This is a genomic window from Micromonospora cabrerizensis (genome assembly GCF_022230955.1).
GTDB classification, from domain to species: domain Bacteria; phylum Actinomycetota; class Actinomycetes; order Mycobacteriales; family Micromonosporaceae; genus Micromonospora; species Micromonospora cabrerizensis.
Window position 1 is genome coordinate 45,108 of record NZ_JAKKFI010000093.1, and the last position, 25,197, is coordinate 70,304.

Annotated in this window: 22 protein-coding genes; 15 read left to right on the top strand and 7 right to left on the bottom strand. The window is 71.9% G+C overall.

The genetic code is table 11. The annotated features are described in order from the left end of the window. Positions 1–582: 582 nt before the first annotated feature. Both LADH09A_RS25255 and LADH09A_RS25260 read right to left on the bottom strand, forming a co-directional pair. Entirely contained in the window at positions 583–1,479 is an 897-nt protein-coding gene (locus LADH09A_RS25255) for a DUF4231 domain-containing protein (protein WP_238647990.1), read from the bottom strand. 75 nt (positions 1,480–1,554) lie between these two features. Continuing rightward, on the bottom strand, positions 1,555–1,971 hold the full coding sequence (locus tag LADH09A_RS25260; RefSeq protein ID WP_238647991.1) for a hypothetical protein: 417 nt from the start codon (positions 1,969–1,971) through the stop codon (positions 1,555–1,557). 307 nt (positions 1,972–2,278) lie between these two features. Between LADH09A_RS25260 and LADH09A_RS25265 the strand changes: the two genes are divergently transcribed. The 3 genes from LADH09A_RS25265 (at position 2,279) to LADH09A_RS25275 (ending at position 7,250) form a co-directional block, all read left to right on the top strand. After that, a complete protein-coding gene (locus LADH09A_RS25265; RefSeq protein WP_238647992.1) occupies positions 2,279–3,691 on the top strand; it encodes an FAD-dependent oxidoreductase in 1,413 nt (470 codons plus the stop codon). 87 nt (positions 3,692–3,778) lie between these two features. Further along, positions 3,779–6,001, top strand: coding sequence for an FUSC family protein (locus tag LADH09A_RS25270; RefSeq protein WP_238647993.1), 2,223 nt, complete (start codon positions 3,779–3,781; stop codon positions 5,999–6,001). A gap of 211 nt (positions 6,002–6,212) precedes the next feature. Next, entirely contained in the window at positions 6,213–7,250 is a 1,038-nt protein-coding gene (locus LADH09A_RS25275) for an aminotransferase class V-fold PLP-dependent enzyme (protein ID WP_238647994.1), read from the top strand. Between the two features lie 48 nt (positions 7,251–7,298). On the opposite strand, the gene LADH09A_RS25280 is transcribed toward LADH09A_RS25275, so the two are convergent. Both LADH09A_RS25280 and LADH09A_RS25285 read right to left on the bottom strand, forming a co-directional pair. Beyond that, positions 7,299–7,820 carry a peptidoglycan-binding domain-containing protein gene (locus tag LADH09A_RS25280; RefSeq protein WP_238647996.1) on the bottom strand — a complete coding sequence of 174 codons (522 nt, stop codon included), beginning with the start codon at positions 7,818–7,820 and terminating at the stop codon, positions 7,299–7,301. An 89-nt stretch (positions 7,821–7,909) separates the two neighbouring features. Continuing rightward, positions 7,910–9,082 (bottom strand): acyl-CoA dehydrogenase family protein, encoded by a 1,173-nt coding sequence (locus tag LADH09A_RS25285; RefSeq protein ID WP_238647997.1) that lies wholly within the window; start codon positions 9,080–9,082, stop codon positions 7,910–7,912. Between the two features lie 98 nt (positions 9,083–9,180). Between LADH09A_RS25285 and LADH09A_RS25290 the strand changes: the two genes are divergently transcribed. From LADH09A_RS25290 to LADH09A_RS25305, 4 genes are all read left to right on the top strand, one after another. Continuing rightward, entirely contained in the window at positions 9,181–9,837 is a 657-nt protein-coding gene (locus LADH09A_RS25290) for a TetR/AcrR family transcriptional regulator (protein ID WP_238647998.1), read from the top strand. Between the two features lie 70 nt (positions 9,838–9,907). Next, positions 9,908–11,362 (top strand): aldehyde dehydrogenase family protein, encoded by a 1,455-nt coding sequence (locus LADH09A_RS25295; RefSeq protein ID WP_238647999.1) that lies wholly within the window; start codon positions 9,908–9,910, stop codon positions 11,360–11,362. After that, a complete protein-coding gene (locus LADH09A_RS25300) occupies positions 11,359–12,531 on the top strand; it encodes an alcohol dehydrogenase catalytic domain-containing protein (RefSeq protein WP_238648000.1) in 1,173 nt (390 codons plus the stop codon). The genes LADH09A_RS25295 and LADH09A_RS25300 overlap by 4 nt, the downstream gene beginning before the upstream one ends. A 136-nt stretch (positions 12,532–12,667) precedes the next feature. Continuing rightward, positions 12,668–13,180 (top strand): hypothetical protein, encoded by a 513-nt coding sequence (locus tag LADH09A_RS25305; protein WP_238648001.1) that lies wholly within the window; start codon positions 12,668–12,670, stop codon positions 13,178–13,180. Between the two features lie 137 nt (positions 13,181–13,317). Here LADH09A_RS25305 and LADH09A_RS25310 read toward each other — a convergent pair whose 3' ends face one another. Continuing rightward, positions 13,318–14,175, bottom strand: a complete 858-nt coding sequence (locus LADH09A_RS25310) for an SPFH domain-containing protein (protein WP_238648002.1) — start codon at positions 14,173–14,175, stop codon at positions 13,318–13,320. A 224-nt stretch (positions 14,176–14,399) separates the two neighbouring features. On the opposite strand from LADH09A_RS25310, the gene LADH09A_RS25315 reads away from it, so the two are divergent. The 8 genes from LADH09A_RS25315 (at position 14,400) to LADH09A_RS25350 (ending at position 22,123) form a co-directional block, all read left to right on the top strand. Continuing rightward, positions 14,400–15,161, top strand: coding sequence for an ABC transporter ATP-binding protein (locus tag LADH09A_RS25315; RefSeq protein WP_238648003.1), 762 nt, complete (start codon positions 14,400–14,402; stop codon positions 15,159–15,161). Further along, the gene (locus LADH09A_RS25320; protein ID WP_238648005.1) at positions 15,148–15,840 is read left to right on the top strand and encodes an ABC transporter ATP-binding protein; all 693 of its coding nucleotides are present in this window, start codon (positions 15,148–15,150) and stop codon (positions 15,838–15,840) included. Before LADH09A_RS25315 ends, LADH09A_RS25320 begins: the two co-directional genes overlap by 14 nt. A 50-nt stretch (positions 15,841–15,890) precedes the next feature. Next, positions 15,891–17,141 carry an ABC transporter substrate-binding protein gene (locus tag LADH09A_RS25325; RefSeq protein WP_372492348.1) on the top strand — a complete coding sequence of 417 codons (1,251 nt, stop codon included), beginning with the start codon at positions 15,891–15,893 and terminating at the stop codon, positions 17,139–17,141. A gap of 70 nt (positions 17,142–17,211) precedes the next feature. Next, positions 17,212–18,093: a branched-chain amino acid ABC transporter permease gene (locus LADH09A_RS25330; protein ID WP_238648007.1), complete on the top strand. Its 882-nt coding sequence runs from the start codon at positions 17,212–17,214 to the stop codon at positions 18,091–18,093. Then, entirely contained in the window at positions 18,090–19,103 is a 1,014-nt protein-coding gene (locus LADH09A_RS25335; protein ID WP_238648008.1) for a branched-chain amino acid ABC transporter permease, read from the top strand. The genes LADH09A_RS25330 and LADH09A_RS25335 overlap by 4 nt, the downstream gene beginning before the upstream one ends. Before the next feature lie 77 nt (positions 19,104–19,180). Further along, positions 19,181–19,852, top strand: a complete 672-nt coding sequence (locus LADH09A_RS25340) for a transcriptional regulator (protein WP_238648010.1) — start codon at positions 19,181–19,183, stop codon at positions 19,850–19,852. Between the two features lie 82 nt (positions 19,853–19,934). After that, on the top strand, positions 19,935–21,503 hold the full coding sequence (locus LADH09A_RS25345) for an MFS transporter (RefSeq protein ID WP_238648011.1): 1,569 nt from the start codon (positions 19,935–19,937) through the stop codon (positions 21,501–21,503). Positions 21,504–21,514: 11 nt separating this feature from the next. Next, the gene (locus LADH09A_RS25350; RefSeq protein ID WP_238648012.1) at positions 21,515–22,123 is read left to right on the top strand and encodes a TetR/AcrR family transcriptional regulator; all 609 of its coding nucleotides are present in this window, start codon (positions 21,515–21,517) and stop codon (positions 22,121–22,123) included. Between the two features lie 152 nt (positions 22,124–22,275). Here LADH09A_RS25350 and LADH09A_RS25355 read toward each other — a convergent pair whose 3' ends face one another. Both LADH09A_RS25355 and LADH09A_RS25360 read right to left on the bottom strand, forming a co-directional pair. Continuing rightward, entirely contained in the window at positions 22,276–24,195 is a 1,920-nt protein-coding gene (locus LADH09A_RS25355) for a helix-turn-helix domain-containing protein (protein ID WP_238648013.1), read from the bottom strand. Positions 24,196–24,209: 14 nt separating this feature from the next. After that, the gene (locus LADH09A_RS25360; RefSeq protein WP_238648014.1) at positions 24,210–24,992 is read right to left on the bottom strand and encodes a 3-hydroxybutyrate dehydrogenase; all 783 of its coding nucleotides are present in this window, start codon (positions 24,990–24,992) and stop codon (positions 24,210–24,212) included. Positions 24,993–25,197 lie beyond the last annotated feature (205 nt).

Here is a 25,197-nt window from a genome sequence, read left to right on the forward strand (position 1 = left end):
GGCACCAGCCGGGGTGGTCATGGCGCCGGTGGCGTTGGGCTTGCCGGTGTGGTGCCGACCTCCCGTGCCGGGCCCGGCACCGCATTCCGATCAACCGGGGGCACTGGCCGAGGGAGGAGGGGCAGTGAACAACGACCAGGTGCGTCTGTGTACCACCGGTCGGGCACGGTCGTCGCGGCTGGCGCCGTACCCCAGCTGGCAGGTGCGGTGGCCAACCAGCCGGCAGGTGTGGTCGCGGCTGGCGTCGCTGTTCGTAGTTCTGCGATGAGCACACATGGCCCGGTGTTGCCGATCTGGAGTTGCGGTGGCTGTGGTGCCCCGTGGCCGTGTCGTATTCGGCAGCGCGAGTTGCGGGAGGAGTTTGGCGATGCCCCGGTGTCACTTGCCCTGTACATGGGTGCGCAACTGGTCCGGGCGTCGGCGGACCTGACCTGGGCGCCGGCCGGCGCTCTGCACCGACGCTTTCTCGGTTGGGTGCGGTGAGCATCCTGCGGTTGGGCGACGGAAGGTTCCACCACAGCGACGGGTCGCACACGTGAATCCCACCCGACCCGGGGTATGAATCACGCGCCCCAGTTCACGTCAGCGTCGGCGTGCTCGCCACATCGTGTGTTCCCGGGAGATCGCCGTCTCCGTGTCGTTCACGAACTGCGACAGGTCGGCTTCCGAGCTGATCCGGGTGGCGAGCGACCCCATGGCGGCCAGCTCCTGACTCGCCAGGGCGTACGCGGTCGCCACCGCGCCGTGTTGCCGGGTCTGTGTCCATGCCGCGCCGGCCGCGACTGCCGCGGCGGCCACGCCGAGCAGGTCGACGTCGGTCAGGCCGGCGGCCCTCGACACGGCCAGGGTCACCCCCACGATCTCCAGGACGAGCATGGTGACCGACCAGCGTGTCGCCCGCGAGCGGTTCGACAACGACCGCTCGGCGTACCAGGCTCGCTGGCCCTCCAGGCGGCCGGCCAGGTACGCGGCTAGGCGGTCCTCAGGGGAGGCGGAGCGGAGGGTTCGCATCCCTTCGGTGATCTGTTGCCCGGTCATCGCCGGGGCGGCCAGCCCGGCCGCTGACATGTCCCGGGTCAGACCCAGCAGACGACCGGTGAATTCCGCGGTGTTGTCCGAGTCGGTCCGCGACCGGGGGAATGGTTCGGCCGCTGTGGCGAATCGCCAGGTGAGCGACTTGACGGATTCGGAGAGGGCTCTTCCGACGTACCACCGCTCGTTGGGACGGTTGGTGAGCAGGAAGACCTCGACGATCGAGGTGGCGGCGAAGGCGCCGGCCGCGAGCGCCGGGCCGAGGGTGAAGTCGTCGAGTTTCCAGGTGGCGACGCCCGCGACGGCGGCCAGCAGGAGCAGGGACAACCGCAGGGCGATCAGGGTGGTGAACACTCGTTGGCCGCGCTGCGACTCGTGGGACACGGCGCGCTGAAACGGGGGAAGGTCCTCGGAGTTCAGCATGGCGTTGGCCTCTCGACAGATCATTCACTGTAGAGGGTGCCGCCCACCCTGACCGTCCGGAGATCGACGCGTGTCGCCGTCGTCGCGGCCCTGCCGACCCTACGGCGTGGTCTTGTCGCAGGCGACGCCGATGCCGAGGTCGACGCGGTCGTCGCGGCCGTTCGACGTCACGATGACGGGTACGCAGGCAGCCCGCGCGACCCAGGTGCCACCGACGAACGCCAGCCACTGGGCATGCCCACCTTCTGGTGCGCAGGCGTGCACGGTGGCGGTCGCGGCCGGCGTGGTGGCGGCACCCCATCCGACCCGGGCCCTGCCCTCCCATCCGGGTGCCACCCGGAGATCCACGACCCGGCCCGCGCGGACGACCAGCCCCCACTTGGCGAAGAGCCGCGCCGCGGGGTCGGCCTCGCCGGACTCCTGCGTCGACAGCACGGCCGCGTCGGGCACCGCCACGTCCTCCCCGACCAGCCGGTAGCCCGCCGGCGGTGCCGACATCTCCGTGACCGACGGCATGCAGGGTGACCCGCCACCGCTCGGGCTCGTCGATGCCGTCGTGCCGCCGGGTGGCGGCGTGCCGGGTCCGGGCGAGTCGGTCGCGGGCGTGCAGGCGGTCGACACGGCACCCAGACACACCAGGCCCCACCGTGCGATCGCCCCGGGCAACGGGCGGACCGGGGCGGGCGGGGTGCGGGTGGCTGTCGGGTTCGCACTCATTCGACATTCATAACTTGTTGTCGCCATCCGTGGGCGCTGACGGTGGGCCCTGTGATGGTTACGGTCGTGGATGTTGTGGTTCCCCGACCGTTCGAGGAGTGATCGCATGGCCCCCTCTCCGTCCCGGCTGTTCTCGGAGATAACGACGCCCGATCGACCGGCCGAGACCACAGTGGTCATGCGACGGGCGGTGGTGCTCGGTGGCAGCATGGCCGGGCTGATGGCGGCCCGGGTGTTGAGCGACCACGCCGAGGAGGTGCTGATCATCGAACGGGACCCGTCCGACGTCGATGCCGGGCCTCGGCCGGGTGTGCCCCAGGGCAGCCAGGTGCACGCCCTGCTGCCCGCCGGTCAGGTCCAGTTGGAACGCTGGTTCCCCGGCATCGTCGACGAGGCGCTCGCGCTCGGTGCCCCGCCGCCGCCGAGCGACCCGGGCACGGCGAAGATCTTCGTGAACGGCGAGCTGGGCCTGCCGCCGGCAGCGACCGGCACCGGGCCGGCATTGATCACCACGCGTCCGTTCCTGGAGGCGTTGGTCCGGCGGCGGACCCTCGCCGTCGACAACATCCGGATGGCGTACGGGCGGGCCGAGGGTCTGCTCTTCGACGAGCGGCGGGTCACCGGCGCGCGATACGTGCCCGAGGGCGGCGACGAGGCGGTCGTCGAAGCGGCGGACCTGGTGGTCGACGCGATGGGGCGGTCCAGCCGGCTCAGCGACTGGCTGGCCGAGCACGGGTGGCCCCGCCCGCCGATGCAGCGGATGCCGATCAAGCTCAACTACGCGACGGCGCTCTTCACGCGCGACGAAAGGGTCAGCGACGCCTGGGTCGCGGTCTTCCACACCATGGCCGGCAAGGGTCGTACCGCGCGGATCGGTGGCATCAACTCGGTCGAGGGGGACCGGTGGATCATGCTGGTGGCCGGCTACGACGAGGACCGGCCCAGCCGCGACGTCGCCGACTTCACCGCCCGTTGTCGGGAGCACTACCCGCAGATGTTCGGTGACATCGCCGAGCGCGGGGAGATGCTGGGCGGGGTGGTCACGTACCACCAGGCGGACAGCCGCCGTCGTGACTTCCACAAGCTCGACCGCCTGCCCGCCGGGTTGGTCGCGGCCGGCGACGCCGTCGCGTCCTTCAACCCGGTGTACGGCCAGGGCATGACCTCCGCGACGCTGCACGCCTCCTGCCTGTCGGCGTACCTGCGCTCGGGCCCCAAGCCGCACGACGAGCCCGCGCGGGCGTACTTCGACCGGGTACGGGTGGTCGTCGACGCCGCCTGGCAGATCTCCACCACCGCCGACATCGAGCTGCCGCACGTCGACGGGCCGTACCCGCCCGGGTACAAGGTCACCAAGTGGTTCGGTGACCTGCTCTTCCGCACGTCGCTGACCGATCCGGTGCTCAACGCGCGCCTGGGTCGGGTCACCACCATGCTGGATCACCCGGCGGCCCTGAGCCGCCCCAGCACCCTGCTGCGGGCGCTGCGGCTCGGCCTGTTCCGGAGTTCTCGGCGCTGATTTCGTCGCGAAAGCCGCCGACGCCGGAAAGCCCGGGGAAGAATGGTGGACCGGGGAGGGGTGCCGCGACGAGCCGGGGGAGCAGGCGTGCTGGCAACCAGCCTCCTCGGCCGGCTTCGCCGCCGTGACCCGGGGTACGCCATCCTGCGACGCGCGGCCCGACTGACGCTCGTCGCGTCCGTCGTCTTCTACGGATGCCGCTACGGCGCGGGCAGTCCGACTCTCGCCACGTACGGCCTGTTCGGCACGATCGCCGCCGGGGCGTTCGCGCAGCTGCCCGGTCCGGCGCCGCAGCGGGCGCGGATCCTCGTCCTGTCGCTGCCGGGGGTCTGGGCGCTGATCGTCGCGGGCTCGCTGCTGGCGTGGAGCACCTGGGCGGCCGCCGGCGGAATGCTGGTCATCGGGTTCGTCGTGGCGTTCGCCGGGGTGGGCAACCCGCGCCTGGTGGGGTTGGCCAGCGCGTTCCAGCTCTTCTACATCCTGGCGTCCTTCCCGCCGTACCAGCCGGGCACCCTGCCGCAACGCCTCGGCGGGGTCACGTTCGCCATCGTGCTGCTCGCCGCCGCCGAGGTGGTCCTCTGGCCCGATCCGGTGCCGGTCTCCTACCGGCAGCGTCTCGCCGAAGCGGCGGACGGCGTCGCGGCGCTCCTCGACACCGCCGCCGACGGGCTGACCCACCCGGGCACCGATCCGGGTGACCGGGACGCACGGCGGGAACGGGCGTACGACGTGGTGGCCGCCATCGAGTTGGGCCGCAATCCACCGGAGTGGGCCCCCACCGCGGCGGGCGTTCAGGACCGGGCGCTGCGGATCTGCGCGGCCGCGCTGCGGGAGATGCTCGTCGAGGCGGACCGGCTGGTGGCGGATGCCCCGCCGGAGCCGATCCCGGACCTGGCGGCGGCGGGTCTGCTGCGCTCCGGCGCGGACATCACCCGCGCCGCAGGTCGCAGCCTGTCGCCGGGTGCCCCGGCGGTGCGACTCGACGGCCTGGACACCGCGGTCGGACGGGCCGAGACGGCGTACCCCCTGGGAGACGGCGACGGCCGCGACGCGTCGGACGTGTCCCGGTTGTGCCGGGACGCGAGCGCGCTGGCCCTCGCCGACCAGGTGCGGGTCTTCGCCGTCGGCACCCGGGTGGCCACCGGAGCGCGGCTGCACGGCGAGGACGCGACCTCGGGGCTCTTCGAGTACGCGCGACACAGCCCGTGGACGCTGTACCGGTGGCAGTTCCGCTCCCACCTGGCACCCCGCTCGGCCCACCTGCACAGCTCGATACGGCTGGCGGTGGCGCTCGCCGTCGCGCGGGTCGCCGCCGGGGTGTTGCAGTTGACCCACGGCTTCTGGGTGCTGCTGGCCACCCTCACGGTCCTGCGGACCTCGGCCTCGGACACCCGCACCGCGCTGCGGCCGGCCGTACTGGGCACGATCATCGGTGCGGTCGTCAGCGGCGGGCTGATGCTCGTCGTCGACGAGCCGATCGTGTACGCCATCGTCCTGCCGGTCACCCTGATGCTGGCCTTCGGCGTCGGCCGCCTGCTCGGGCCGGTGTGGCAGCAGGCGCTGTTCACCCTGCTGCTGACGGTCGTCTTCGCCCAGCTCAGCCCGGAGGGGTGGCGGCTCGCCGAGGCCCGTCTCGTCGACGTGCTGCTCGGCGCGGTGATCGGTGTGCTCGTCGGCGTGGCGATCTGGCCGCGTGGCGCGGCCCACGACCTGCGGCACAACGCCACCCGCTACCTGGCCGCCAGCGCCGACGCGGTCGAGCAGACCGTCCAGGCGATGCTCGGTGACGCTCCGTCCCCGGACCGCGCCCTCGACCGGGTGCGACGCCGGATGATCCTGATCGACTCGTCGTACTGCCAGTACCACTTCGAGCGGCACGACCCGCACCGCCAGCACGTGAACTGGGCCGCGATCCTCAGTGCCGGGCACCACGTCGTGCCCGGCGCCGAGTCGCTGCTGCGGCGCAACCCGCCCGGCTGCCTCGCCGGCTGGCCCGAGGCCGCGACGCTGCTGCGGGACTCCGCCGCGCGCCTACGCTCGGCGTACGACGACGTCGCTCGCGAGGTGGCGCACGACCGTGCCCCGAATCCGATGGTCGACCCGACCGGCTGCGCCGACGAACTGGACCGGGTTCGTCCGCTGCTCAGCGGGAAGGACTCACGCTCGGTCCGGCACCTGGTCGAGGTCGACCGGTGGCTCACCGGCCTCGCGGCCAGCCTCGCCCGAATCGGTCCGCCCGCCACTGCGGCGGTCAGTCCGAACGACGGTGGTACTCCGACCGTAGGAGAGACCCGGCAGCGCCCGCGCTGAGGTCCTCCCAGATCGCTTCCCGGTCAAACTCGCCGTCCAGGGATAGCCGACATGCTCGGCCAACGAGAACCGCTGCTCGGCCTCGGCGGGACCGATCAGCCGGTACGCCTCGTAGTCCCACTCCATGGATGGCAGCCTATCTTCGGACGGCAGGCCGCCGGTCGCCGATTGGCCGTGCCCCTTCCCGGCCGCGCCGCCTAGCGTCGAGGACATGGAGATCGAGCAGGCGCAGAAGCTGTGGCAGCCGGAACCCGGCTGGCTGAACACCGCCTCCTACGGGTTGCCGCCCGAGCCGGCGTGGACGGCGTTGCAGGAGGCCCTCGCGGCCTGGCGGGTCGGCAGCACGTCGTGGGAGGGCTGGGGCGAGTCGGTGCAGCGCTCCCGTACCGCGGTCGCGGGTCTGATCAACGTGCCGGACAGCGACGTGGCGGTCGGTGCCGCCGTCTCCCAGATCCTCGCGCCCGTCGCGGCAGCGCTGCCGGCCGGGGCCACGGTGGTGGTGCCGGACGTCGAGTTCACCTCGAACCTGTTCCCCTGGCTGGTCCAGGAGGCGCGCGGCGTCAGCGTCCGCACGGTGCCCGTGGACGGGCTGGTCGACGCGATCGACGCCGACACCGACCTGGTGGCGTTCAGTCTGGTTCAGTCGGCCGACGGGGCTGTGGCCGCGTACGACGAGATCGTGGCGGCGGCCCGCGCGCACGACGCGTTGGTGGTGGTGGACGCGACCCAGGCGTGCGGCTGGCTGCCGTTCGACGGGAGCCGGGCCGACGTGGTGGCGGTGGGTGGCTACAAGTGGCTGATGAATCCGCGGGGCACCGCGTACGCCTATCTGGCCCCGGCGTTGCGCGAGCGGCTGCGCCCGGACGCCGCCGGCTGGTACGCGGGCCGCGACCCGCACGCCTCCTACTACGGCCCGCCGCTGCGGCTGGCCGACGACGCGCGCCGGTTCGACATCTCGCCGGCCTGGTTCAGCTGGGTCGGCGCGGCGCCCGCCCTGGAGCTGGTCGCGGAGATCGGCGTGTCGGTGATCCAGGAGCACAACGTGGCGCTGGCCAACCGGTTCCTGGCCGGGCTGGGCCGGCCACCGGGCCAGAGCGCCATCGTCAGCGTCGACGTGCCCGACGCGGAGCGGCGCCTCGCGGCGGCCGGCATCCGGGCGGCGGTCCGCGCCGGCCGGGTCCGTGCCTCGTTCCACGTCTACTCCACCGAGGCCGACGTGGACGCGGCCCTGGCGGCGTTGACCGGCTGACCCCGGTGCGGAGGGCGGCCGAGCACGGCCCGGCCGCCCTCCGTGCCGTCAGGAGCAGCGCTCGAAGGTCGCAGCGGCGTAGGAGAGCGGCTGCCACTCCAGATTGATGCCGATGCTCATGTCCCACCGACCGTCAGCGAGTCGGCCGAAGTGGACGATCTCGCTGCCGGCGCCGTCGTAGTAGTACCAACCCTCGCCCTCGTACACACCGAGCCGGGTGGCCGCCCTGGCCAGGGTCTTCGGGCCGACGACGCCGTCGGCGACGAGACCTCGGGCGGTCTGCCACTTCTTCGTGGCGGCCGTCGTCATCGGCCCGAACCGGCAGTCGACGCCCGAGTAGGCGAGGTAACCGTCCGCCCACAGGATCATCTGCCACATGGCGACCACGTTGCTGTACGAGCGGGTCGACGCGGAGATCGGACCCTCGTCGTTCCAGTCGTCGGTCCAGGTGCCGGAACCCGCGACGTAACCCTGGCTGACGCTCGCGGACGCCGGTACGGCCGCGACGGCGCCGGCGACGGACGTGGCCACGACCGTCGCCAGCGCAGCAGCCTTGATTCGTAGGTGCATGAGCGTTCCCCCTCTGATCCCTGGGTAGGTGTCATTGGGGTAGATGGCCGGCAGACCTACTTTGTTCACGACCGGCGGACACCAGATGGTCAGGCCAGGTGGCCACCGATCTTCGTGAAACCGCGCAGCAGGTCCCGGGAGATGATCAGTCGCTGCATCTCGTCGGTGCCCTCGAAGATCCGGTAGAGCCGGACCTGCCGGTACCAGCGCTCGATGGGCAGCTCACGGGTGTAGCCCATGCCGCCGTGGATCTGGAGCACCCGGTCGACCACCCGGTTGACCATGCCGGCGCCGTAGAGCTTGCCCATCGACGACGCGTGCCGGGGGTCCAGGCCCTGGTCGACCGTCCACGCCGAGCGCAGCACCAGCCAGCGGGCCGCCTCCAGCTCGGTCTCCGAGTCGGCGATCATCCACTGGATGGCCTGGTTGGTGCCGATCTTCGCGCCGAAGGTCTCTCGGGTGTTGGCGTAGTCGATGGCCATCTGCAGGACCCGCTCGGCGATGCCGATGGCGTGGGACGGGATGGTGTAGCGGCCCTTGCCGATCCACTCCATGCCCAGCGTGAAGCCCTGCCCGATCTCGCCGAGGATGTTGCGGTGTGGCACGCGGACGCCGTCGAAGATGAGCGACGCGGGGCCGCCCTCGCCCATGGTCTGGATGAACTCCGAGCGCCAGCCCATCGACCGGTCGACCAGGAACGCGGTGGCCCCGCCGTTGCGGGCGCCCTTCTCCCGGTCGGTCACCGCGACCACGATGGCGAAGTCGGCGTCGTGGCCACCGGTGATGAAGGTCTTCTCGCCGTCCAGGACCCAGTCGTCGCCGTCACGGCGGGCGGAGAGCCGGATGTTGGCTGCGTCGGAGCCGGCACCCGGCTCGGTGATCGCGAAGCAGGAGCGCCGCTCGCCCTCGATGGTCGGGATGAGGAACTCCTGCTTCTGCTCCTCGGTGGCGTGGAACAGGATGTTGTCCGCCTCGCCGCCGAAGCGGAACGGCACGAAGGTGTGGCCCAGCTCCGTCCAGATCAACGACTGGAGCACCGCCGGCAGGTTCATCCCGCCGTACTCTTCGGGGGTGGCCAGGCCCCAGAAACCGAACTTGCGCGCCTTGAGTTGCAGCTCGCGCACCTCGGAGTGGTCCAGGCCCGGCTGGTGCGCCCTCTCCCGGCGGAGCACCTCCGCTTCCAGGGGCATCACCTCGCGGCGGATGAACGATCGGACGGTGTCCCGCACCGCCCGCTCCTCGTCGGTCAGCGAAAAGTCCACGTGGTCCTCCTGGCGTCGGCGCAGCCGGTCACCATTAAACTAGCGGTGCAAGTTTTGCCGCGTCCAGACCTGACGGCCCGAGACCCGCGAGGAGCGCAGTGCCCCGACCCCGCCAGCCCCGGCTGACCCGGCAGCTGATCGTCGAGACAGCCACCGCGCTCATCGACGCCGAGGGCCTGCCAGCCTTCTCCACCCGGCGGCTCGCCGCCGAGTTGGGCGTACGCGGGCCGTCGCTCTACAACCACTTCGCCACGAAGGACGAGATCCTCGACGCGGTCGCCGACACGGTCACCGGCGCCGTCGACACCAGCGGCTTCGCCAGCCGGGACTGGGCGGCCGCGCTGCTCGACTGGGCCTGGTCGTACCGGCGGGCGCTCACCGCCCACCCGAACATCGTGCCGTACCTGGCGCAGGGGCCGGGCCGTCGACCGGCCGCGCTGGCCATGGCCGACGCGGTCTACGGCGGATTGGTCCGCGCCGGTTGGCCGCCCGCGCGGGCCACCCACATCGGTGCCGCCCTGCGCTACTTCGTGGCCGGGTCGGCGCTCGGATCGTTCGCCCGTGGTTTCGTCGAGGACCCGGAGCTGTACGCCGCGCACTACCCGCACCTGCGTCAGGCGCACCGGCTCGCCGAGCACCAGCAGAGCGTGGACGAGGGTGCCTTCGCTCTGGGCCTCGACGCCCTGCTGCACGGCCTGGCCGCCGAGTACGCCCGTACCGTCGCCACGGTGGAGTCCGGGCGGCCCAACGGGTAGCGTCCAAACTCCCAGCGCTAGTTACATCGCCCGTCGCGACCCCCATCGACCACCCCCCCGAAGGGACGACATGGACCTCGCCGCCCCGCCGTCGCCGCTGTCCGACGCCCTGCGCCTCCGACGCCACCTGCACCTGGGCGGCGAATGGTCGTCTCCCGCCGGCACCGACCTGATCGACGTGGAAAACCCGAGCACCGGCGAGCTGATCGGGCACGTGCCGGCCGGCACCCCGGCCGACGTGGACCGCGCCGTGGCCGCGGCCCGCGCCGCCTTCCCCGGCTGGTCGGCCACCTCTCCCGCCGAGCGTTCCGGCCACCTCGACCGGCTGCACACCGCGCTCGCCGCACGCGCCGACGACCTCGCCCGCACCATCGCCGTCGAGCTGGGCTCGCCGCTCAAGCTCGCCACCCGGGTGCAGGTCGGCCTGCCGTTGACCGTGCTGCGCGACCACGTCACGCTCGCCGCCCGCGCACCGGTCGACGAGACGATCGGCAACTCCCTCGTCGTCCGCGAGCCGGTCGGCGTGGTCGGCGCGATCACCCCGTGGAACTACCCGCTGCACCAGGTGATGGCAAAACTGGCGCCCGCGCTCGCCGCCGGTTGCACGGTGGTGCTCAAGCCCAGCGAGTTGACCCCGTTGACCGCGTACCTGCTCTTCGACGCGGTCACCGAGGCGGGCCTGCCGCCGGGGGTGCTCAACCTGGTCCCCGGCACCGGGCCGGTGGTCGGCGAGGCCCTGGCCGGGCACCCCGACGTCGACCTCGTCTCGTTCACCGGCTCCACCGTCACCGGCGCGCGGATCATGCGGCTGGCCGCCGACCGGATCGCCCGGGTCGCGCTGGAACTGGGCGGCAAGTCCGCCAACGTGATCCTCCCCGACGCCGACCTGGCCACCGCGGTCAAGGTGGGCGTCGGCAACGCCCTGCTCAACTCCGGGCAGACCTGCACCGCGTGGACCCGGATGCTGGTGCACCGCGACCGGTACGACGAAGCACTCGACCTCATCGCCACGGCGGTGGCCGGCTACCGGCTCGGCGACCCGTTCGACCCGGCCACCCGCCTCGGCCCGCTGGTCTCCGCCGCCCAGGCCGAGCGGGTCCGCGGCCACATCGACCGGGCACTCGCCGACGGCGCCCGACTGGTCGCCGGTGGACCCGACGCCCCGGTGCCGTCCGCGGGGCACTTCGTCGCCCCGACCGTCTTCGCCGACGTGCACCCCGACAGCGCGCTCGCCCAGGAGGAGGTCTTCGGCCCGGTGCTCGCCGTCCTCCCGTTCGCCGACACCGACGAGGCGGTCGCCATCGCCAACAACTCGAAGTACGGGCTGGCCGGCGCGGTCTGGTCCACCGACACCGAGGCCGCGCTCGCGGTGGCCCGCCGGCTGCGCACCGGGGCGGTCGACATCAACGGCGCCTCGTTCAACCCGCTCGCCCCGTTCGGCGGCTACAAGCAGTCGGGCCTGGGCCGGGAGCTGGGCGTGCACGGCCTCGCCGAGTTCTGCGAGCTGAAGGCGATCCAGCGATGAGCGCCCCCGAGTCGTTCCCGGCCGCGCCGGGCGGTGCCGAGCCGTCCCCGGTCGCGCCGGGCGGTGCCAGCGAGCCGGCGGGCGCGCCGGTCACCGTCCGCGCGCTCGTCGCCCGCCGATCCGGTGCCGAGCTGCGAATCGAGCAGGTACGCCTGCCCGCGCCCGGCCCCGGCGAGGTGCGGGTGACGATCCGCGCCGCCGGCGTCTGCCACTCCGACCTGTCCATGGTGAACGGCACCCTCGCCGCGAGGTTCCCGCTGGTGCTGGGGCACGAGGCGACCGGGGTGGTGGCCGAGACCGGGCCCGGCAGCCGGCTGGCGGTCGGCACCCCGGTGGTGCTCAACTGGGCGCCGGCCTGCCGTTCCTGCTGGTGGTGCCGGCGCGACGAGCCGTGGCTCTGCGCCAACACCACGTCCCCGACCGTGCCGCGCGGCGAGACCGACGACGGCCTCCCGCTGCACCTGACCCTCGGCCTCGGCGCGCTCGCCGAAGCGGTGGTGGTGCCCGACAACGCCGTCATCCCGATTCCCGCCGGTCTGCCCCCGGAGCGGGCCGCGCTGCTCGGCTGCGCGGTGCTGACCGGCGTCGGCGCGGTCGGCAACACCGCCCGGGTGGCTCCCGGCGAGTCGGTGGCGGTGATCGGCCTCGGCGGGGTCGGGCTCGCCGTGCTCTCCGCGGCCCGCCGGGCCGGCGCCACCACGATCCTGGCCGTCGACGTCGCCGAGGCCAAGCGCGACCTGGCCATGGCCGCCGGCGCGACCGACTTCCTGCTCTCCGACGACCGGCTCTCCAAGGAGGTACGGGCACGCACCGAGAGTCGGGGCGTCGACCACGCCTTCGAGTGCGTCGGGCGGGCGGCGACCATCCGGGCGGCCTGGCGACTCACCCGACGCGGGGGAGCGGTGACCGTGGTCGGCATGGGTGCCAAGGACGACATGCTCAGCCTCGGCGCGCTCGACGTCTTCCACTCCGCCCGCACGCTGCGCTCCTCCGTGTACGGCTCGTCCGACCCGGATCGTGAGGTGCCCGTGCTGGCCGCCGGGCTGGCCGACGGCTCGCTGGATCTGGGCGTACTGGTCAGCGGCACGGTGCCGTTGGACGAGGCGCCCACGGCGTTCGAGCGGCTGGCCCGGGGCGAGGGTGCCCGTTGGGTGGTCACCCTGGCCTGAGCCGAGGTCGGCCGGCAACGTGGCCCGGTGGCCGCAGCAGTTGGTCGGCGAGTGCTGTCGGAATCGACGAGTTTGCGAGGGACACCGGGCTCTTCGGCAGGTCGACACCGGCTCAACGCGGGCCGATACTCGACGGGTGGAAGCAGATGCCGCCGGGCACCGCGAGTCCCACCCCGCGGGTTCGGTCGTGCCGGGCTGGGCATACGGCCGAGCGGGCCGCCTGGTCTTCACCGGGGAGTCAGGCATTCCTGATCCGCCGCTCGCCAGGGCGTTGCGGAGCGCCGCCGTCGATTCGGTGCTGGGTGTGCTCTTCGGACTGGCGTGCTGCCTGGCAGCTGTCGGCTTCGGGTGGGCCGAGCACGCGGGCGTCGCCGCCCTCACGGCCTATGGGACACCACGGATTCGCCGAGGATTCCGACTGCGCGTGACGCTCATGTTCGCGGTCACCGCCGCAGCGTTCCTGGTGGTGGGCTTCGTGCTCGAAGACGGGCTGCGGGCGCCATGGGACCTGTTCTTCCCGCTGGCCTTCGCCCTGTCCGCCGGCAGTCTCGCCGGGACGGCCGCGGCCTACCTGCCGTGGCGGATCCCTGAACGGAGGAATAGGGGCAACTGCCTCGAACCCGAGCCCGGACGTCCGCCACACCTGTAGATCTTGGACAGTTTCCGTTCGGCCCGAACGGAAACTGTCCAAGATCTACCCTGCCAGGTCTCTTCTCCTGGGAATGGACGACAGCCGGACATGACGCGGAAGCCGGCCCACCCGCTACGGGTGGGCCGGCTTCTCCGTCACTTGCCGGTGACGATGCCCGGGTTGATGCAGAGCCCCGGGTTGGCGCCGTTCTTCTCGGCGATCTCCAGACAGCGGGTCACCTTGTCGACCTTCGCGTTGGTCTCGGTGATCTGCTTGGAGATCTCCGCGTTCTTGCGGTCCTGCTCCAGGTTGCGGGTCTGCGCCAGCTTGTCCTGGAACGCCTTGATGTTGCCCTCGGTCTTGTCGTCGTGGTTCACCCGGGTGATGGTCACCGAGAGGATGTCCACATCGGTGGCGAGTCGGGTCTCCGCGCTGGTCTTGATGTTCGCGGCGAACGGCTTCAGGTCCACGTTGAGGTCGCCGGTCTGGGCGTCGATCTTCTCCAGCGGGTTGTACGCGGCGAACGCGTCGTTGGTCGCGCTGTCGAGCTGCACACCCACCCGCTGGCCCCGGAAGCTGTCGAAGTCGCCCTTGTAGTCCATGAACTGCTTCGGCGCGTTCTCCGGCTTGACCTGCCACTCGATGAGCACCTCGACGCAGGCGTCGGCGAGCGTGCCGGTGCGGACCCGTACGCAGTTGTTGCCGCCGATGTGGTCGTACTTCTGCCGGCCGGCGTCCCACTCGCCGACCTTCTGCCACGGCGCCACCCACTTCAGGCCGGAACCGGTCACCTCGCCGGTGGGCTTGCCGAAGCTGGTGACGATGCCGACCGACCGGATGGGCACCGAGTGGGCGCTGGAGACGACACCCACCAGCAGGGTGAGCGAGAGGAAGACGAGCGCCGCGAGAGCGGCCATCCGCTTCAGTGGCCGCGCGGGCGTGGCGAGAGCCAGGACGGCGCTGACCGCCAGGGCGACGGCGAAGACGATCGCCATGGTGAAGCCGACGGGCATGGGGTGGGGACCTTCCGCTGGGCTGTGTGGATCTTCAATCTAGGAGGACCGGTCAAGTCGGAGGCGCGGTGCAGTGGAGTCCGCGCACGTCATTGACCGGTCGAATATGGAGCCCATCGACATGGCTCGACTCGTGCGGCCCGCCGTAGGTTTCGTCCACGCGACGGCCCTGTGACCACGGTCACCGAACCGACCGTCGCGGCGACCGTGCGGAGGATGAGGCGATGGCCGGGAAAGCGCTCCTGTCGGCCCGTGGGCTGACCCGCGACTTCCGGGGCTTCCGGGCGGTCGACGACGTCGACCTCGACGTCGCGCCGGAGAGCGTGCACGCGCTGGTCGGCCCGAACGGTGCGGGCAAGACCACCCTGTTCAACCTGCTCACCGGCTTCCTGCGCCCCAGCGCCGGGCGGATCGAGCTGGACGGCCGCGACGTCACCGGCCTGCCCCCGGAGCGGGTGGCCCGGCTCGGGGTGGCCCGCTCGTTCCAGATCACCAGCCTCTTCCCGCAGCTCTCCGCCCGGGAGCACGTCGCGCTGGCCCTCCAGTCGCCCAGCGGGCTGGGCTGGCGGTTCTGGCGGTCGGCGAAGCTGATGGGTCGCTACACCGAGCGGGCTGACGAGTTGCTGGCCATGGTGGGGCTGGCCGACCTGGCGCAGGCCCCGTCCGAGTCGTTGGCGTACGGGCGCAAGCGGGCCCTGGAACTGGCCATCGCCCTGGCGCTGGACCCGAAGGTGCTGCTGCTCGACGAGCCGACCGCCGGGATGGGCATGGAGGACGTGGACCGCACCGTCGAGCTGATCAGCCGGGTTCGCCAGGGCCGGACCGTGGTGATGGTCGAGCACAACATGAGCGTGGTCGGCCGACTCGCCGACACCGTCACCGTCCTACAGGCCGGCAAGGTCCTCGTCGAGGGCCCGTACGAGCAGGTCCGGGCCGACGAGCGCGTGATCACCGCCTACCTGGGAGCCGCTGATGCTGCGCATTGAGAACCTCTCCGCCTCCTACGGCGAGGCGCAGGTGCTCCGCGAGGTCAGCCTCGAGGTCGCCGCCGGTGAGGTGGTCACCCTGGTCGGGCGCAACGGTGCCGGCAAGTCCACTCTGCTGCGCTGCGTGATGGGTTTGCACGCCGGCCAGCGCGGCACTGTCGAGCTGGACGGCCGCGACATCTCCCGGCTCCCGGCGCACAAGCGGGCCCGCCTGGGGCTGGGCTGGGTGCCGGACGACCGGGGCAGCTACGCCACCCTGACCGTCACCGAGAACCTCACCCTGCCGCCCACGGTGGGCCCCGACCCGTGGTCGCTGGAGCGGGTGTACGAGGCGTTTCCCGCCCTCTACACCCGGCGGGACTCCGCGGCCACCATGCTCTCCGGCGGTGAGCAGCAGATGCTCGCGCTGGCCCGGGTGCTGCGGATGGGTGCCCGGCTGCTGCTCTGCGACGAGCCCACCGAAGGGCTGTCGCCACTGCTGGTGCAGCAGGTCGGTGAGCTGCTGCGCGAGGCCAAGCGGCACGGGGTGACCGTGCTGCTGGTCGAACAGAACCTGCACTTCGCCACGGGCGTCGCCGACCGGCACTACCTGCTGGCCGAGGGGCGTGTCGCCGAGGCGATGGACAACTCCGAGGTGCGCTCGCGCGAACGCGAACTGCTCGCGTACCTCGGGATCTGAATCTGTCAACGACGACCCGCGCGACGACGCGCGGGATGGATGGAGTGGGCATGCGCAGGACGATGGGTGTGGCCGTGGCGTCAGCCGCGGTGGTGCTGGTCGCCGGTTGCGGCGGCGGTGGCCCCCAGTCGGGTGGCGACCAGAAACTGACCGGCGACAAGATCGTGCTGGGCGTGCTCAACGACCAGTCCGGGGCGTACTCGGAGCTGTCCGGGAAGAACTCGGTGGCGGCGGTCGAGCTGGCCATCGCCGACTTCACCGCGAAGTACGGCGACAAGGCGGTGACCAGGGACATCACCGTGGAGACCGCCGACCACCAGAACAAGCCGGACGTGGCCAACTCCAAGGCCCAGGAGATGTACGACCGCAAGGGCGTCGACCTGATCCTGGACGTGCCCACCTCGTCGGCGGCGCTGAAGGTCGCCGACGTGGCGAAGGAGAAGAAGAAGCTCTACTTCAACATCGGCGCGGCGACCACCGACCTGACCGGCAAGAGCTGCAACAAGTACACGTTCCACTACGCGTACGACACGTACATGCTGGCCAACGGCACCGGGAAGACCACCACCGAGCAGATCGGCAAGAACTGGTACATCCTGTACCCGAACTACGCCTTCGGTCAGGACATGGAGAAGAGCTTCTCCAGCGCGATCACGGCGGCCGGCGGCACGGTGGTGGGCAAGGACGGCGCGCCGTTCCCGAACACCAGTGGTGACTTCTCCACGTTCCTGCTCAAGGCGCCGAACCTGGACCCGAAGCCGAACGTGCTGGGCACCATGCAGGCCGGCGCGGAGCTGGTCAACGTGGTCAAGCAGTACAACGAGTTCAAGCTGCGGGAGAAGGGCGTCGGCCTGGCGGTGGGGCTGATGTTCCTCACCGACATCCACTCGCTCACCCCGGCCGCGCTGGCCGGCACCACGTACACCGATGCCTGGTACTGGAACTTCGACGCGAAGAACCGGGAGTTCGCCGACCGCTTCCAGCAGAAGGCCGGCACCCGGCCGACGTTCGCGCACGCGGCCAACTACTCGGCGGCGTTGCAGTACCTGGAGGCGGTGCAGGCCGCCGGCACCGACGACGCGGACGCCGTGGTCAAGGGCCTGGAGGGCAAGACGGTCGAGGACGTCTTCCTGCGCAACGGCAAGATCCGCGCGGAGGACCACCGGGTGGTGCACGACGCGTACCTGGCCCAGGTGAAGCCGCAGGCCGAGGTCACCGAGCCGTGGGACTACGTGAAGGTGCTCAAGACGATCCCCGCCGCGGAGGCGTTCCGCGCGCCCTCCGCGGACTGCAAGCTGTGAGCGCGAGGAGTGAGCCGGTGTTGCGAGCCCCGCAGTCGCGAAACGACTGCATCGCTGTGAGCGGCTCGCTGTGAGCGGCTTCGCGCAGAACACGTTCAACGGGTTGGTGAGCGGGGCGTTCTACGCCCTGCTCGCCCTCGGGCTCGCCGTCATCTTCGGGATGCTGCGGGTGGTCAACTTCGCGCACGGCGCGTTCTACATGCTCGGCGCGTTCGGGGCGTACGTGCTGCTCACCGAGGCGGGCGTGCCGTTCTGGGCAGCCCTGGTGATCATGCCGGTGGGGCTGGGTCTGCTCGGCATGGCGCTGGAACGCGCGGTGATCCACCGGCTGACCAGGCTCGACCCGCTCTACAACTTCCTGCTCACCTTCGGCCTCACGCTGATCCTTCAGGACCTGGTGAAACTGCGCTACGGCGTGCAGTCCAGCCCGTACGAGACCCCGTCGCTGTTGAGCGGGTCGGTCAACTTCGGCCTCTTCGACTTCCCGACGTACCGGGTGTTCATCCTCGGCTTCGCGGTGCTGCTCTGCGTCGCGGTGTGGTGGGTGCTCACCCGTACCCGGATCGGCATGGTGGTCCGGGCGTCCACCGAGCGGCCGGACCTGACCCGCGCCTTCGGCATCGACGTCGGACGGTGGGTGACACCGGTCTTCGGCTTCGGGATCGGGCTGGCCGGTCTGGCCGGTGTGCTGGCCGCACCGATGCGCGCGGTCAACCCGCTGATGGGGGCCGACCTGATCATCGTGGTGTTCGCGGTGGTCGTGATCGGCGGGCTGGGCTCGATCTTCGGTTCGGTCGCTGCCGGCTTCGGCATCGGCCTGGTGCAGGCGTGGGGTGAGGCCTACCTGTCCGCCTTCCCGATCGTCTCGCAGACCATCGTCTTCGTCGTGATGGCCGGCGTGCTGCTCTGGCGCCCGGCTGGCCTGTTCGGTCGTGAGGAGGCTCCCGCATGACCAGCACTGTGGACACTGCCACCGACGCGTCCCGCTCGACGCCACCGTCCGGGCTGATCGCCGTGGCCCGCGCTCCCGGCTGGGTGCGGTACGCGCTGCTCGCGGTCGGACTGGCCGTGGCGGCGTGGCTGCCCAACGGCCTGTACCCGGCGGTCGCGGTGGACATCCTCTGCTGGGCGCTGTTCGCCGTCGCGGTGGACCTGCTGCTCGGCTTCACCGGGCTGATGTCCTTCGGTCACGCCGCGTTCTGGGGCACCTCGGCGTACGTCACCGGGTTGGTGGCCATCCACGCGGGCCTGCCGTTTCCGCTGGCGGTGCTGGCCGGGGCGCTCGCCGCGGCCGTTCTGGCGGTGCCGATCGGTTACCTGGCGGTCAAGCGGACCGGCATCTACTTCGCCATGGTGACCCTGGCCTTCGCGCAGATGGTCTACTACGTGGCCAACGAGTGGCGCTCGGTCACCCAGGGGGAGAACGGTCTCCAGGGTGTGCCGCGGTCGTTCTTCGGCCTGGATCTGACCGACGACTACTTCTTCTACTACGCGATCCTGCCGATCGTGCTGCTCGGGCTGGCCGCCGCCTGGCGGATCGTGCACTCGCCGTTCGGCCGGGTGCTGGTCGGTATCCGGGACAATCCGGCCCGGGCGCGGGCGTTGGGCTACCCGGTGCACCGCTACAAGCTCACCGCGTTCGTGCTCTCCGGGTTCATCGCCGGCCTCGGCGGCGGGCTGTTCGCGGTCGGCCACCGGTTCGTCTCGCTGGACGTGCTGCACTGGACCACCTCCGGCAAGGCGGTCATCGTGGTGGTGCTCGGTGGCATCGGCACCCTCTGGGGTGGTGTCCTCGGCGCCGGCATCGTGGTGCGGCTGGAGGACTGGCTGTCGTTCTCCGGGTTCGAGGCGATCGGCCTGGTGACCGGCGGCATCTTCGTCCTGGTGGTGGTGCTGTTCCGGCGCGGTATCTGGGGCAGCGTCGCCGCGCTGGCCCATCGGCTGGCGGCACGCCGCCGGTAAATCCCGCGCCGGCGCATCCGCCGCGCACCGTTTCAGCGAACCCCCGGGTAGGGAACGTCTACCCGGGGGTACGTCTGGTGCTGACCGAGCCGATGCCGGCCGAGGCCGTGGAGATCGCGCACAAGCAGGTGTCGCTTGCTGCCGAGGACCTGGACGGCAACGCCGTCGCGACGCTGGTGCTGGAGCTGGCCGACGCCTGGGGCGTGCCGGCGCTCTGGGAGCAGGTCTGTCGTCCGTTGCTGGCCGGGCTGTCGGGGCGTACCGCCGCCGAGGTCGTCGTCGAGCATGCCCTCTGCGAGGGAGTCCGGGTCGGGTTGGACGTCCACCGCCGGGAGCCGGGCCGGTCACTGCCCACCGGCGGGGTGCTGCTGGCCGGCGCCGAGAAGGAGGCGCACAGCCTCGGCCTCCAGGCACTGGCCGCCGCGCTGCGCGAACAGGGTCGCGGGTGTCTGAATCTCGGTCCGGCGCTGCCCTGGTCGGCGCTGACCAGCGCGGTGTACCGGGCGCGGCCGCACACCGTCGTGCTCTGGTCGCAGACGCCGGTCACCGGCCGCGCGTACCGTCTGGTGCGCTTTGCCCGGGACTTCGCACGCCTGCGGGTGTACGGCGCGGGGCCGGGTTGGATCGAGCCGCTCGCCGCGCCGGCTGCGCATCTCGACTCGCTGCCGACCGCCGTCACCGCGTGCCTCGGGAGCGCTGCGGGGCGTGACGCCCACCACATACGATACGGATCGGTGCCGTATCGTTAATGCACGTCGTAGGCTGACCCGCGTTACGAGTCTGACCCGTATCGTATTGCGTCGCGGGAAAAGCGTGGGGGGAAAACCAGGCATGGAGCTGCACAACAACACGGGCCACCCGAGGAGGTGGGCGATCCTGGGGGTGCTGGTGATCAGCCTCCTCGTGGTCGTCCTCGACAACACGATCCTCAACGTCGCCCTGCGCACCCTGGCCGACCCGGTGCACGGTCTCGGCGCCAGCCAGGGCGAGCTGGAGTGGTCCATCAACTCCTACACCCTGGTCTTCGCCGGGCTGCTGTTCACCTTCGGCGTGCTCGGTGACCGGGCCGGCCGCAAGCGCTTCCTGATGATCGGTCTGGTGCTGTTCGGCCTGGCGTCGCTGCTCTCCGCGTACGCCCAGAGCCCCGGCCAGCTCATCGCGGCCCGCGCCCTGATGGGGGTCGGCGGCGCGGCCATCATGCCGGTGACGCTGTCGATCATCTCCAACGTCTTCGACCCGCGAGAGCGTGGTCGGGCCATCGGCGTCTGGGCCGGAGCGGTCGGTCTCGCGGTGGCCATCGGCCCGATCCTCGGCGGTGCGCTGCTGGAGCACTTCTGGTGGGGTTCGGTCTTCCTGATCAACGTGCCGGTGGTCATCGCCGGCGTGATCCTGGTGGGGCTGCTGGTCCCCGAGTCGCGTGACCCGCGTCCGGGCCGCGTCGACGTGCTCGGTGTGCTGCTCTCCGTGGTCGGCCTGGTCGCCCTCTCCTACGGCATCATCGACGGTGGCGAGCACGGCTTCGGCCGCCCGCTGGCCTGGGGTTCGATCCTGGTCGGCATCGCGGTGCTGGCCTGGTTCGTGCAGCACGAGCGGCGCAGCGACCACCCCTCGCTGGACGTTCGGCTGTTCAAGGTGCCCCGCTTCGCCGCGCCGGTCGCCATCGTCGGCCTGGTGTTCTTCGCCGCGATGGGCTCGATGTTCTTCGGCTCGTTCTACCTGCAACTGGTGCGGGGCTACAGCCCGCTGCAGACCGGTCTGCTCTTCCTGCCCTTCGCCGGCGCGCAGCTGGTCTTCGCGCCGCGCAGCGCCGCGATGGTGCGCCGTTACGGCGGCCGGGCCGTCGCCACCGTCGGGTTGGTGCTGACCGTGGTGTCGCTCGCCGCGTTCGTGTTCATCGGCGCCTCCACCCCGATCTGGGTCGTGCTGCTCGTCTTCCTGATCCAGGGCGCCGGGATGGCCAACATCATGCCGCCGGCCACCGAGTCGATCATGTCGGCGCTGCCCCGGGAGAAGGCCGGTGTGGGCTCCGCGGTCAGCAACACGATCCGCCAGGTCGCCGGCGCCCTCGGTGTCGCGATCCTCGGCTCGGTGCTCTCCGCGGTCTACCGCAGCGACATCGGCGACGCGCTGACCGGCCTGCCCACGCAGGCCCGCGACGCGGCCAACGAGTCGATCTCCGGGGCGTACGCGGCGGCCGGCCAGCTCGGCCCGGCGGCACCGGCGCTGATCTCGGCGGCCAACGACGCCTTCGTCACCGCCATGCACTGGGCGGCCGGGCTCTCCGCGGTGATCGCCGCACTGGGGATCATCGTGGTGCTGCGCTGGATGCCGGGCCGGGAGGACACCAGCGTCGCCCCGGCGGCGCCGGTCGCCGAGCCCGAGTTGGCCGGCACGGCGTAGGTCCGGGAAGAATGTCGGACATGACGTCCACTGCCGATGCTCCGCGGTCGCCCGGGCGACCGCGGAGCGTCCGCGCCGACGAGGCGATCATCGAGGCAACCCTCGACCTCCTCGCCGAGGGCAGCACCATCGAGGCGCTGTCGATCGAGGCGATCGCCGCCCGCGCCGGGGTCGGCAAGGCCACCATCTACCGCCGCTGGGCCGGCAAGGACGCCCTGCTGCTGGACGCGTTGCGGCGACTCAAGGGCGTCATGGCGCAGCCGGCCGGGCACTCCGTCCGCGACGACCTGGTGCTGCTGGTCGGCGCGATCGGCAAGAACGTCGACCCTCGCGCGGCGAAGATCATGCCCTGTCTGGCGCCGGCCGTGAACCGCAGCGCGGACCAGTTCCAGCTCTACCAGAACATCATCTCGCCCCGGCGGCAGCTCATGCGCGAGGTGCTGCGGCGCGGCATCGACGAGGGGGTGCTCCGGGCCGACATCGACGTCGAGGTGACGATGGCGCTGCTCACCGGGCCGATGCTGATCCAACGGGTGCTCCAGTGGAACCCGGACCTGGACGAGCAGACCCTGCCCGAGCGGGTCGTCGACGCCGTGCTGGAGGGCATCCAGGTCCGCTGAGTCGGGCGCTGGTCGGGCCGGTTGAGCCAGGCGCTGGTCGGGCGCGCTGGGCGGGTCCGTCAGGTCGGGCGCTGGTCGGGCGCGCTGGGCGGGTCCGTCGGGTCAGGCGCGCTGGTCGGCGGGCCTTCGGTCCGCCCGCTGACCGGCGGCGGTCAGCCGGCCGGTGCGCGCAGCCGGTGCAGGCGCAGCGCGAGCTGCACCTCCAACGCCCGCTCAGGCCGCTGCCAGTCGACGCCGAGCAGTTGCCCGACCCGCTCCAACCGCTGGGTCACCGTGTTGACGTGCACGTGCAACTGCTCGGCGGCCCGGGCCAGGCTGCCACCCACCCCGAAGTACGCCTCCAGCGTCTTCACCAGGGCCGTGCCCCGCCGGGCGTCGTAGTCGACCACCGGCCCGACGGTCGTGGCGAGGAACTGGGTCACGTCCTTCTCGCCCCGATCACCGACCGTGCCCAGCAGCAATCCGACGAAGCCCAGCTCGGCGGTGCTCGCGCCCTGCCCGGCGCGACCCAGAGCGCCCAACGCCGTCAGGCACCGGTCCGCCTCGTGGAACGTGGCGGCCAGCGCCGCCGGCCCGTTCGACGGGCCACTCGCCCCGGCGGTCACCGGTCGGCCGGTCACCCGGGACAGGTCCCGCGCGACCGCGCGAGCACTGCCACCGGCGTCCAGCCCCGGCAGCATCAGCACCACCCGGCCGTCCCGCGCCGCGGCCAGCCCGCCGCGCGCCGAGGCGTACGTGGTGGCCCAGGAGAGCACCCGCTGTCTCGCCGAGCCCGTCGCCGCGATCGCGTCGTCGCCCACCGCCACCAGCACGTGCGGCGCGTCCAGGTCCACACCGAGTCGGCGGGCCCGACTGCGCAACGCGTCGGTGTCCCGCAACGGGCGGGCGATCAGGTCGTCCAGCAGCTCGCCCCGGACCCGCCCCTCCGCCTCGGCGACCGTCCGGCGGAACAACAGCAACAGCGCGGTCACCAACGCGGCCCGCTCCAGGATCCGCTGGTCGGCGTCGACCAACTCGTCGTCCGGACGCAGCACGAGGGCACCCAGGTTCTCCGCGCCCGCGACCACCGCCGCGTACCAGAGCGGGCTGCGGCGCACGCTGCGCCCCTCGGTACGCGACGCCGCCACCGCCTCCACGATGTCCGCCCGGTCCGGCTCGTCGATCTCGCCCACCCGGGCCAGCAGGCGGCCCTCGGCGTCCAACGCCAGCAGCGCGCCGCCCAGCACCTCGGTCACCGCGGCCGCCACGTCCTCCACACCGCCGCCGCGCAGCACCAGCGCCGTCATCCGGTCGTGCGCCGCCGCGGCCCGCTCCACCGAGCTGCTGTGCGCCCGGATGGTGGTGTTCGCCGCCGACAGCTCGCCCAGCGCCGAGCGCGTCTCGGTCAGCAGCCGGGCGGTGTCGATCGCCACGGCCGCGTGCGCGGCGAGCGAGACCAGCAGTGCCACCTCCTCCCGGACGAACGGCCGGGCAGAGCGGTTGGCCGCGTAGAGCACGCCGATCGAGGTGGAGCCGAGCCGCAGCGGCACACCGAGGATCGCCACCAGCCCCTCCTCCCCGACCCCGGCGTCGATCTCGCCGGTGTGGTGGAAGCGCGCGTCCTCGCCGTAGTTGGCGGTGACGTACGGCGCGCCGGACTGGGCCACCAGGCCACCGAGGCCGGCACCCATCGGCAGGCGCAGCCGCTGGAAGCGGGCCGAAACCGACCCGTCGGTCACCCGCATGTAGGTGTCGCCGCGCTCGTCGTCGTTGAGCGTCATGTAGGCCACGTCCGCGCCGAGCAGGTTGCGGGCCCGGTGCACGATCGCCCGCAACACGTCGTCCAGGTCGCGCAGCCCGGCCAGGTCACTGACCGTGTCGTACAGGCCGGACAGCTCGGTCTCGCGCCGGCGTCGGCGCTCCAACAGCGCGCGGACCCGCAACGCCACCGACTTGGCCTGCTCCAGCTCGGCCAGCCGGTCGGGCGGCAGCCCAGCGGCGCGCGCGGCCACCAACGGTCCCTCGAACTCGACCGCGGCGGCCTCCCGCGCGAGCAGTTCCAGGAACTCCACCGGCGAAGACATGGTCGACATTGTGCTCGGGCCCACTAGTTGGCCGTCCAGCCCCCGTCGAGGGCGATCGACGCGCCGGTGATGAACGCCGCCGGCGGCGAGCAGAGGTACGCCATCAGCTCGGCGACCTCCTCCGGTTCGATCAGTCGCTTGATGGCGGCCCGGGCCAGCATGATCTTCTCGATCACCTCGGTCTCGTCGATGCCGTGGCTGGCCGCCTGGTCGGCGATCTGGCTCTCCACCAGCGGCGTGCGCACGTACGCCGGGTTGATGCAGTTGGCGGTCACCCCGTGCGCGGCGCCCTCCAGGGCGACCACCTTCGACAGCCCTTCCAGCGCGTGCTTGGCCGAGACGTAGGCCGCCTTGTACGGCGACGCGCGCAGCCCGTGCACCGAGGAGATGTTGACGATGCGACCCCAGCCGCGGGCGTACATGTGCGGCAGCGCCCGGCGGATCAGCAGGAACGGCGCCTCCACCATCACCCGCTGGATGTACTCGAAGCGCTCGACCGGAAAGTCCTGCATCGGCGCGACGTGCTGCAGCCCGGCGTTGTTCACCACGATGTCCACGTCCACGTCGAGGCGGTCCACCGCCGCGGCGTCGGACAGGTCCACGCCCTCGGCGCAGCCGCCGGCCTCGGCGGCCACCTCTTTCGCCGCCTCCAGGTTGCGGTCCACCACGAGCACCTTGGCGCCGGCCGCGCCCAGCCGCAGGGCGCACGCACGCCCGATGCCACTGCCGCCCCCGGTGACCAGGGCGGTCCGACCGGCGAGGTCGACCTGTACGACGTGGGGGACCGCCACGGGTTCTGCCGTCATGGCGCAAGAAGTTACGAGCTGTGTGCTCTCCGGCACATGGGCCAGCGACACATACTCCGGCCCAAAGCTGTGTGGCCACCCCCGCACCCACCGCCCACCCTCACCCCGCCGCCGCCCCTTCCACCCGCTCCCGCCCCACCGCGCCTCGGGCCACCGCGCCTCGCCCCACCGCGCCGCGCCCCACCGCGCCTCGGGCTGCCCCACC

Bases quoted from the DNA above. Each gene is read 5' to 3' on its own strand.
- LADH09A_RS25255 (WP_238647990.1), bottom strand. From the start codon at position 1,479: ATGATCTGTCGAGAGGCCAACGCCATGCTGAACTCCGAGGACCTTCCC.
- LADH09A_RS25260 (WP_238647991.1), bottom strand. From the start codon at position 1,971: ATGCCGTCGGTCACGGAGATGTCGGCACCGCCGGCGGGCTACCGGCTG.
- LADH09A_RS25265 (WP_238647992.1), top strand. From the start codon at position 2,279: ATGGCCCCCTCTCCGTCCCGGCTGTTCTCGGAGATAACGACGCCCGAT.
- LADH09A_RS25275 (WP_238647994.1), top strand. From the start codon at position 6,213: ATGGAGATCGAGCAGGCGCAGAAGCTGTGGCAGCCGGAACCCGGCTGG.
- LADH09A_RS25280 (WP_238647996.1), bottom strand. From the start codon at position 7,820: ATGCACCTACGAATCAAGGCTGCTGCGCTGGCGACGGTCGTGGCCACG.
- LADH09A_RS25295 (WP_238647999.1), top strand. From the start codon at position 9,908: ATGGACCTCGCCGCCCCGCCGTCGCCGCTGTCCGACGCCCTGCGCCTC.
- LADH09A_RS25300 (WP_238648000.1), top strand. From the start codon at position 11,359: ATGAGCGCCCCCGAGTCGTTCCCGGCCGCGCCGGGCGGTGCCGAGCCG.
- LADH09A_RS25310 (WP_238648002.1), bottom strand. From the start codon at position 14,175: ATGCCCGTCGGCTTCACCATGGCGATCGTCTTCGCCGTCGCCCTGGCG.
- LADH09A_RS25315 (WP_238648003.1), top strand. From the start codon at position 14,400: ATGGCCGGGAAAGCGCTCCTGTCGGCCCGTGGGCTGACCCGCGACTTC.
- LADH09A_RS25320 (WP_238648005.1), top strand. From the start codon at position 15,148: ATGCTGCGCATTGAGAACCTCTCCGCCTCCTACGGCGAGGCGCAGGTG.
- LADH09A_RS25325 (WP_372492348.1), top strand. From the start codon at position 15,891: ATGCGCAGGACGATGGGTGTGGCCGTGGCGTCAGCCGCGGTGGTGCTG.
- LADH09A_RS25335 (WP_238648008.1), top strand. From the start codon at position 18,090: ATGACCAGCACTGTGGACACTGCCACCGACGCGTCCCGCTCGACGCCA.
- LADH09A_RS25345 (WP_238648011.1), top strand. From the start codon at position 19,935: ATGGAGCTGCACAACAACACGGGCCACCCGAGGAGGTGGGCGATCCTG.
- LADH09A_RS25350 (WP_238648012.1), top strand. From the start codon at position 21,515: ATGTCGGACATGACGTCCACTGCCGATGCTCCGCGGTCGCCCGGGCGA.
- LADH09A_RS25355 (WP_238648013.1), bottom strand. From the start codon at position 24,195: ATGTCGACCATGTCTTCGCCGGTGGAGTTCCTGGAACTGCTCGCGCGG.
- LADH09A_RS25360 (WP_238648014.1), bottom strand. From the start codon at position 24,992: ATGACGGCAGAACCCGTGGCGGTCCCCCACGTCGTACAGGTCGACCTC.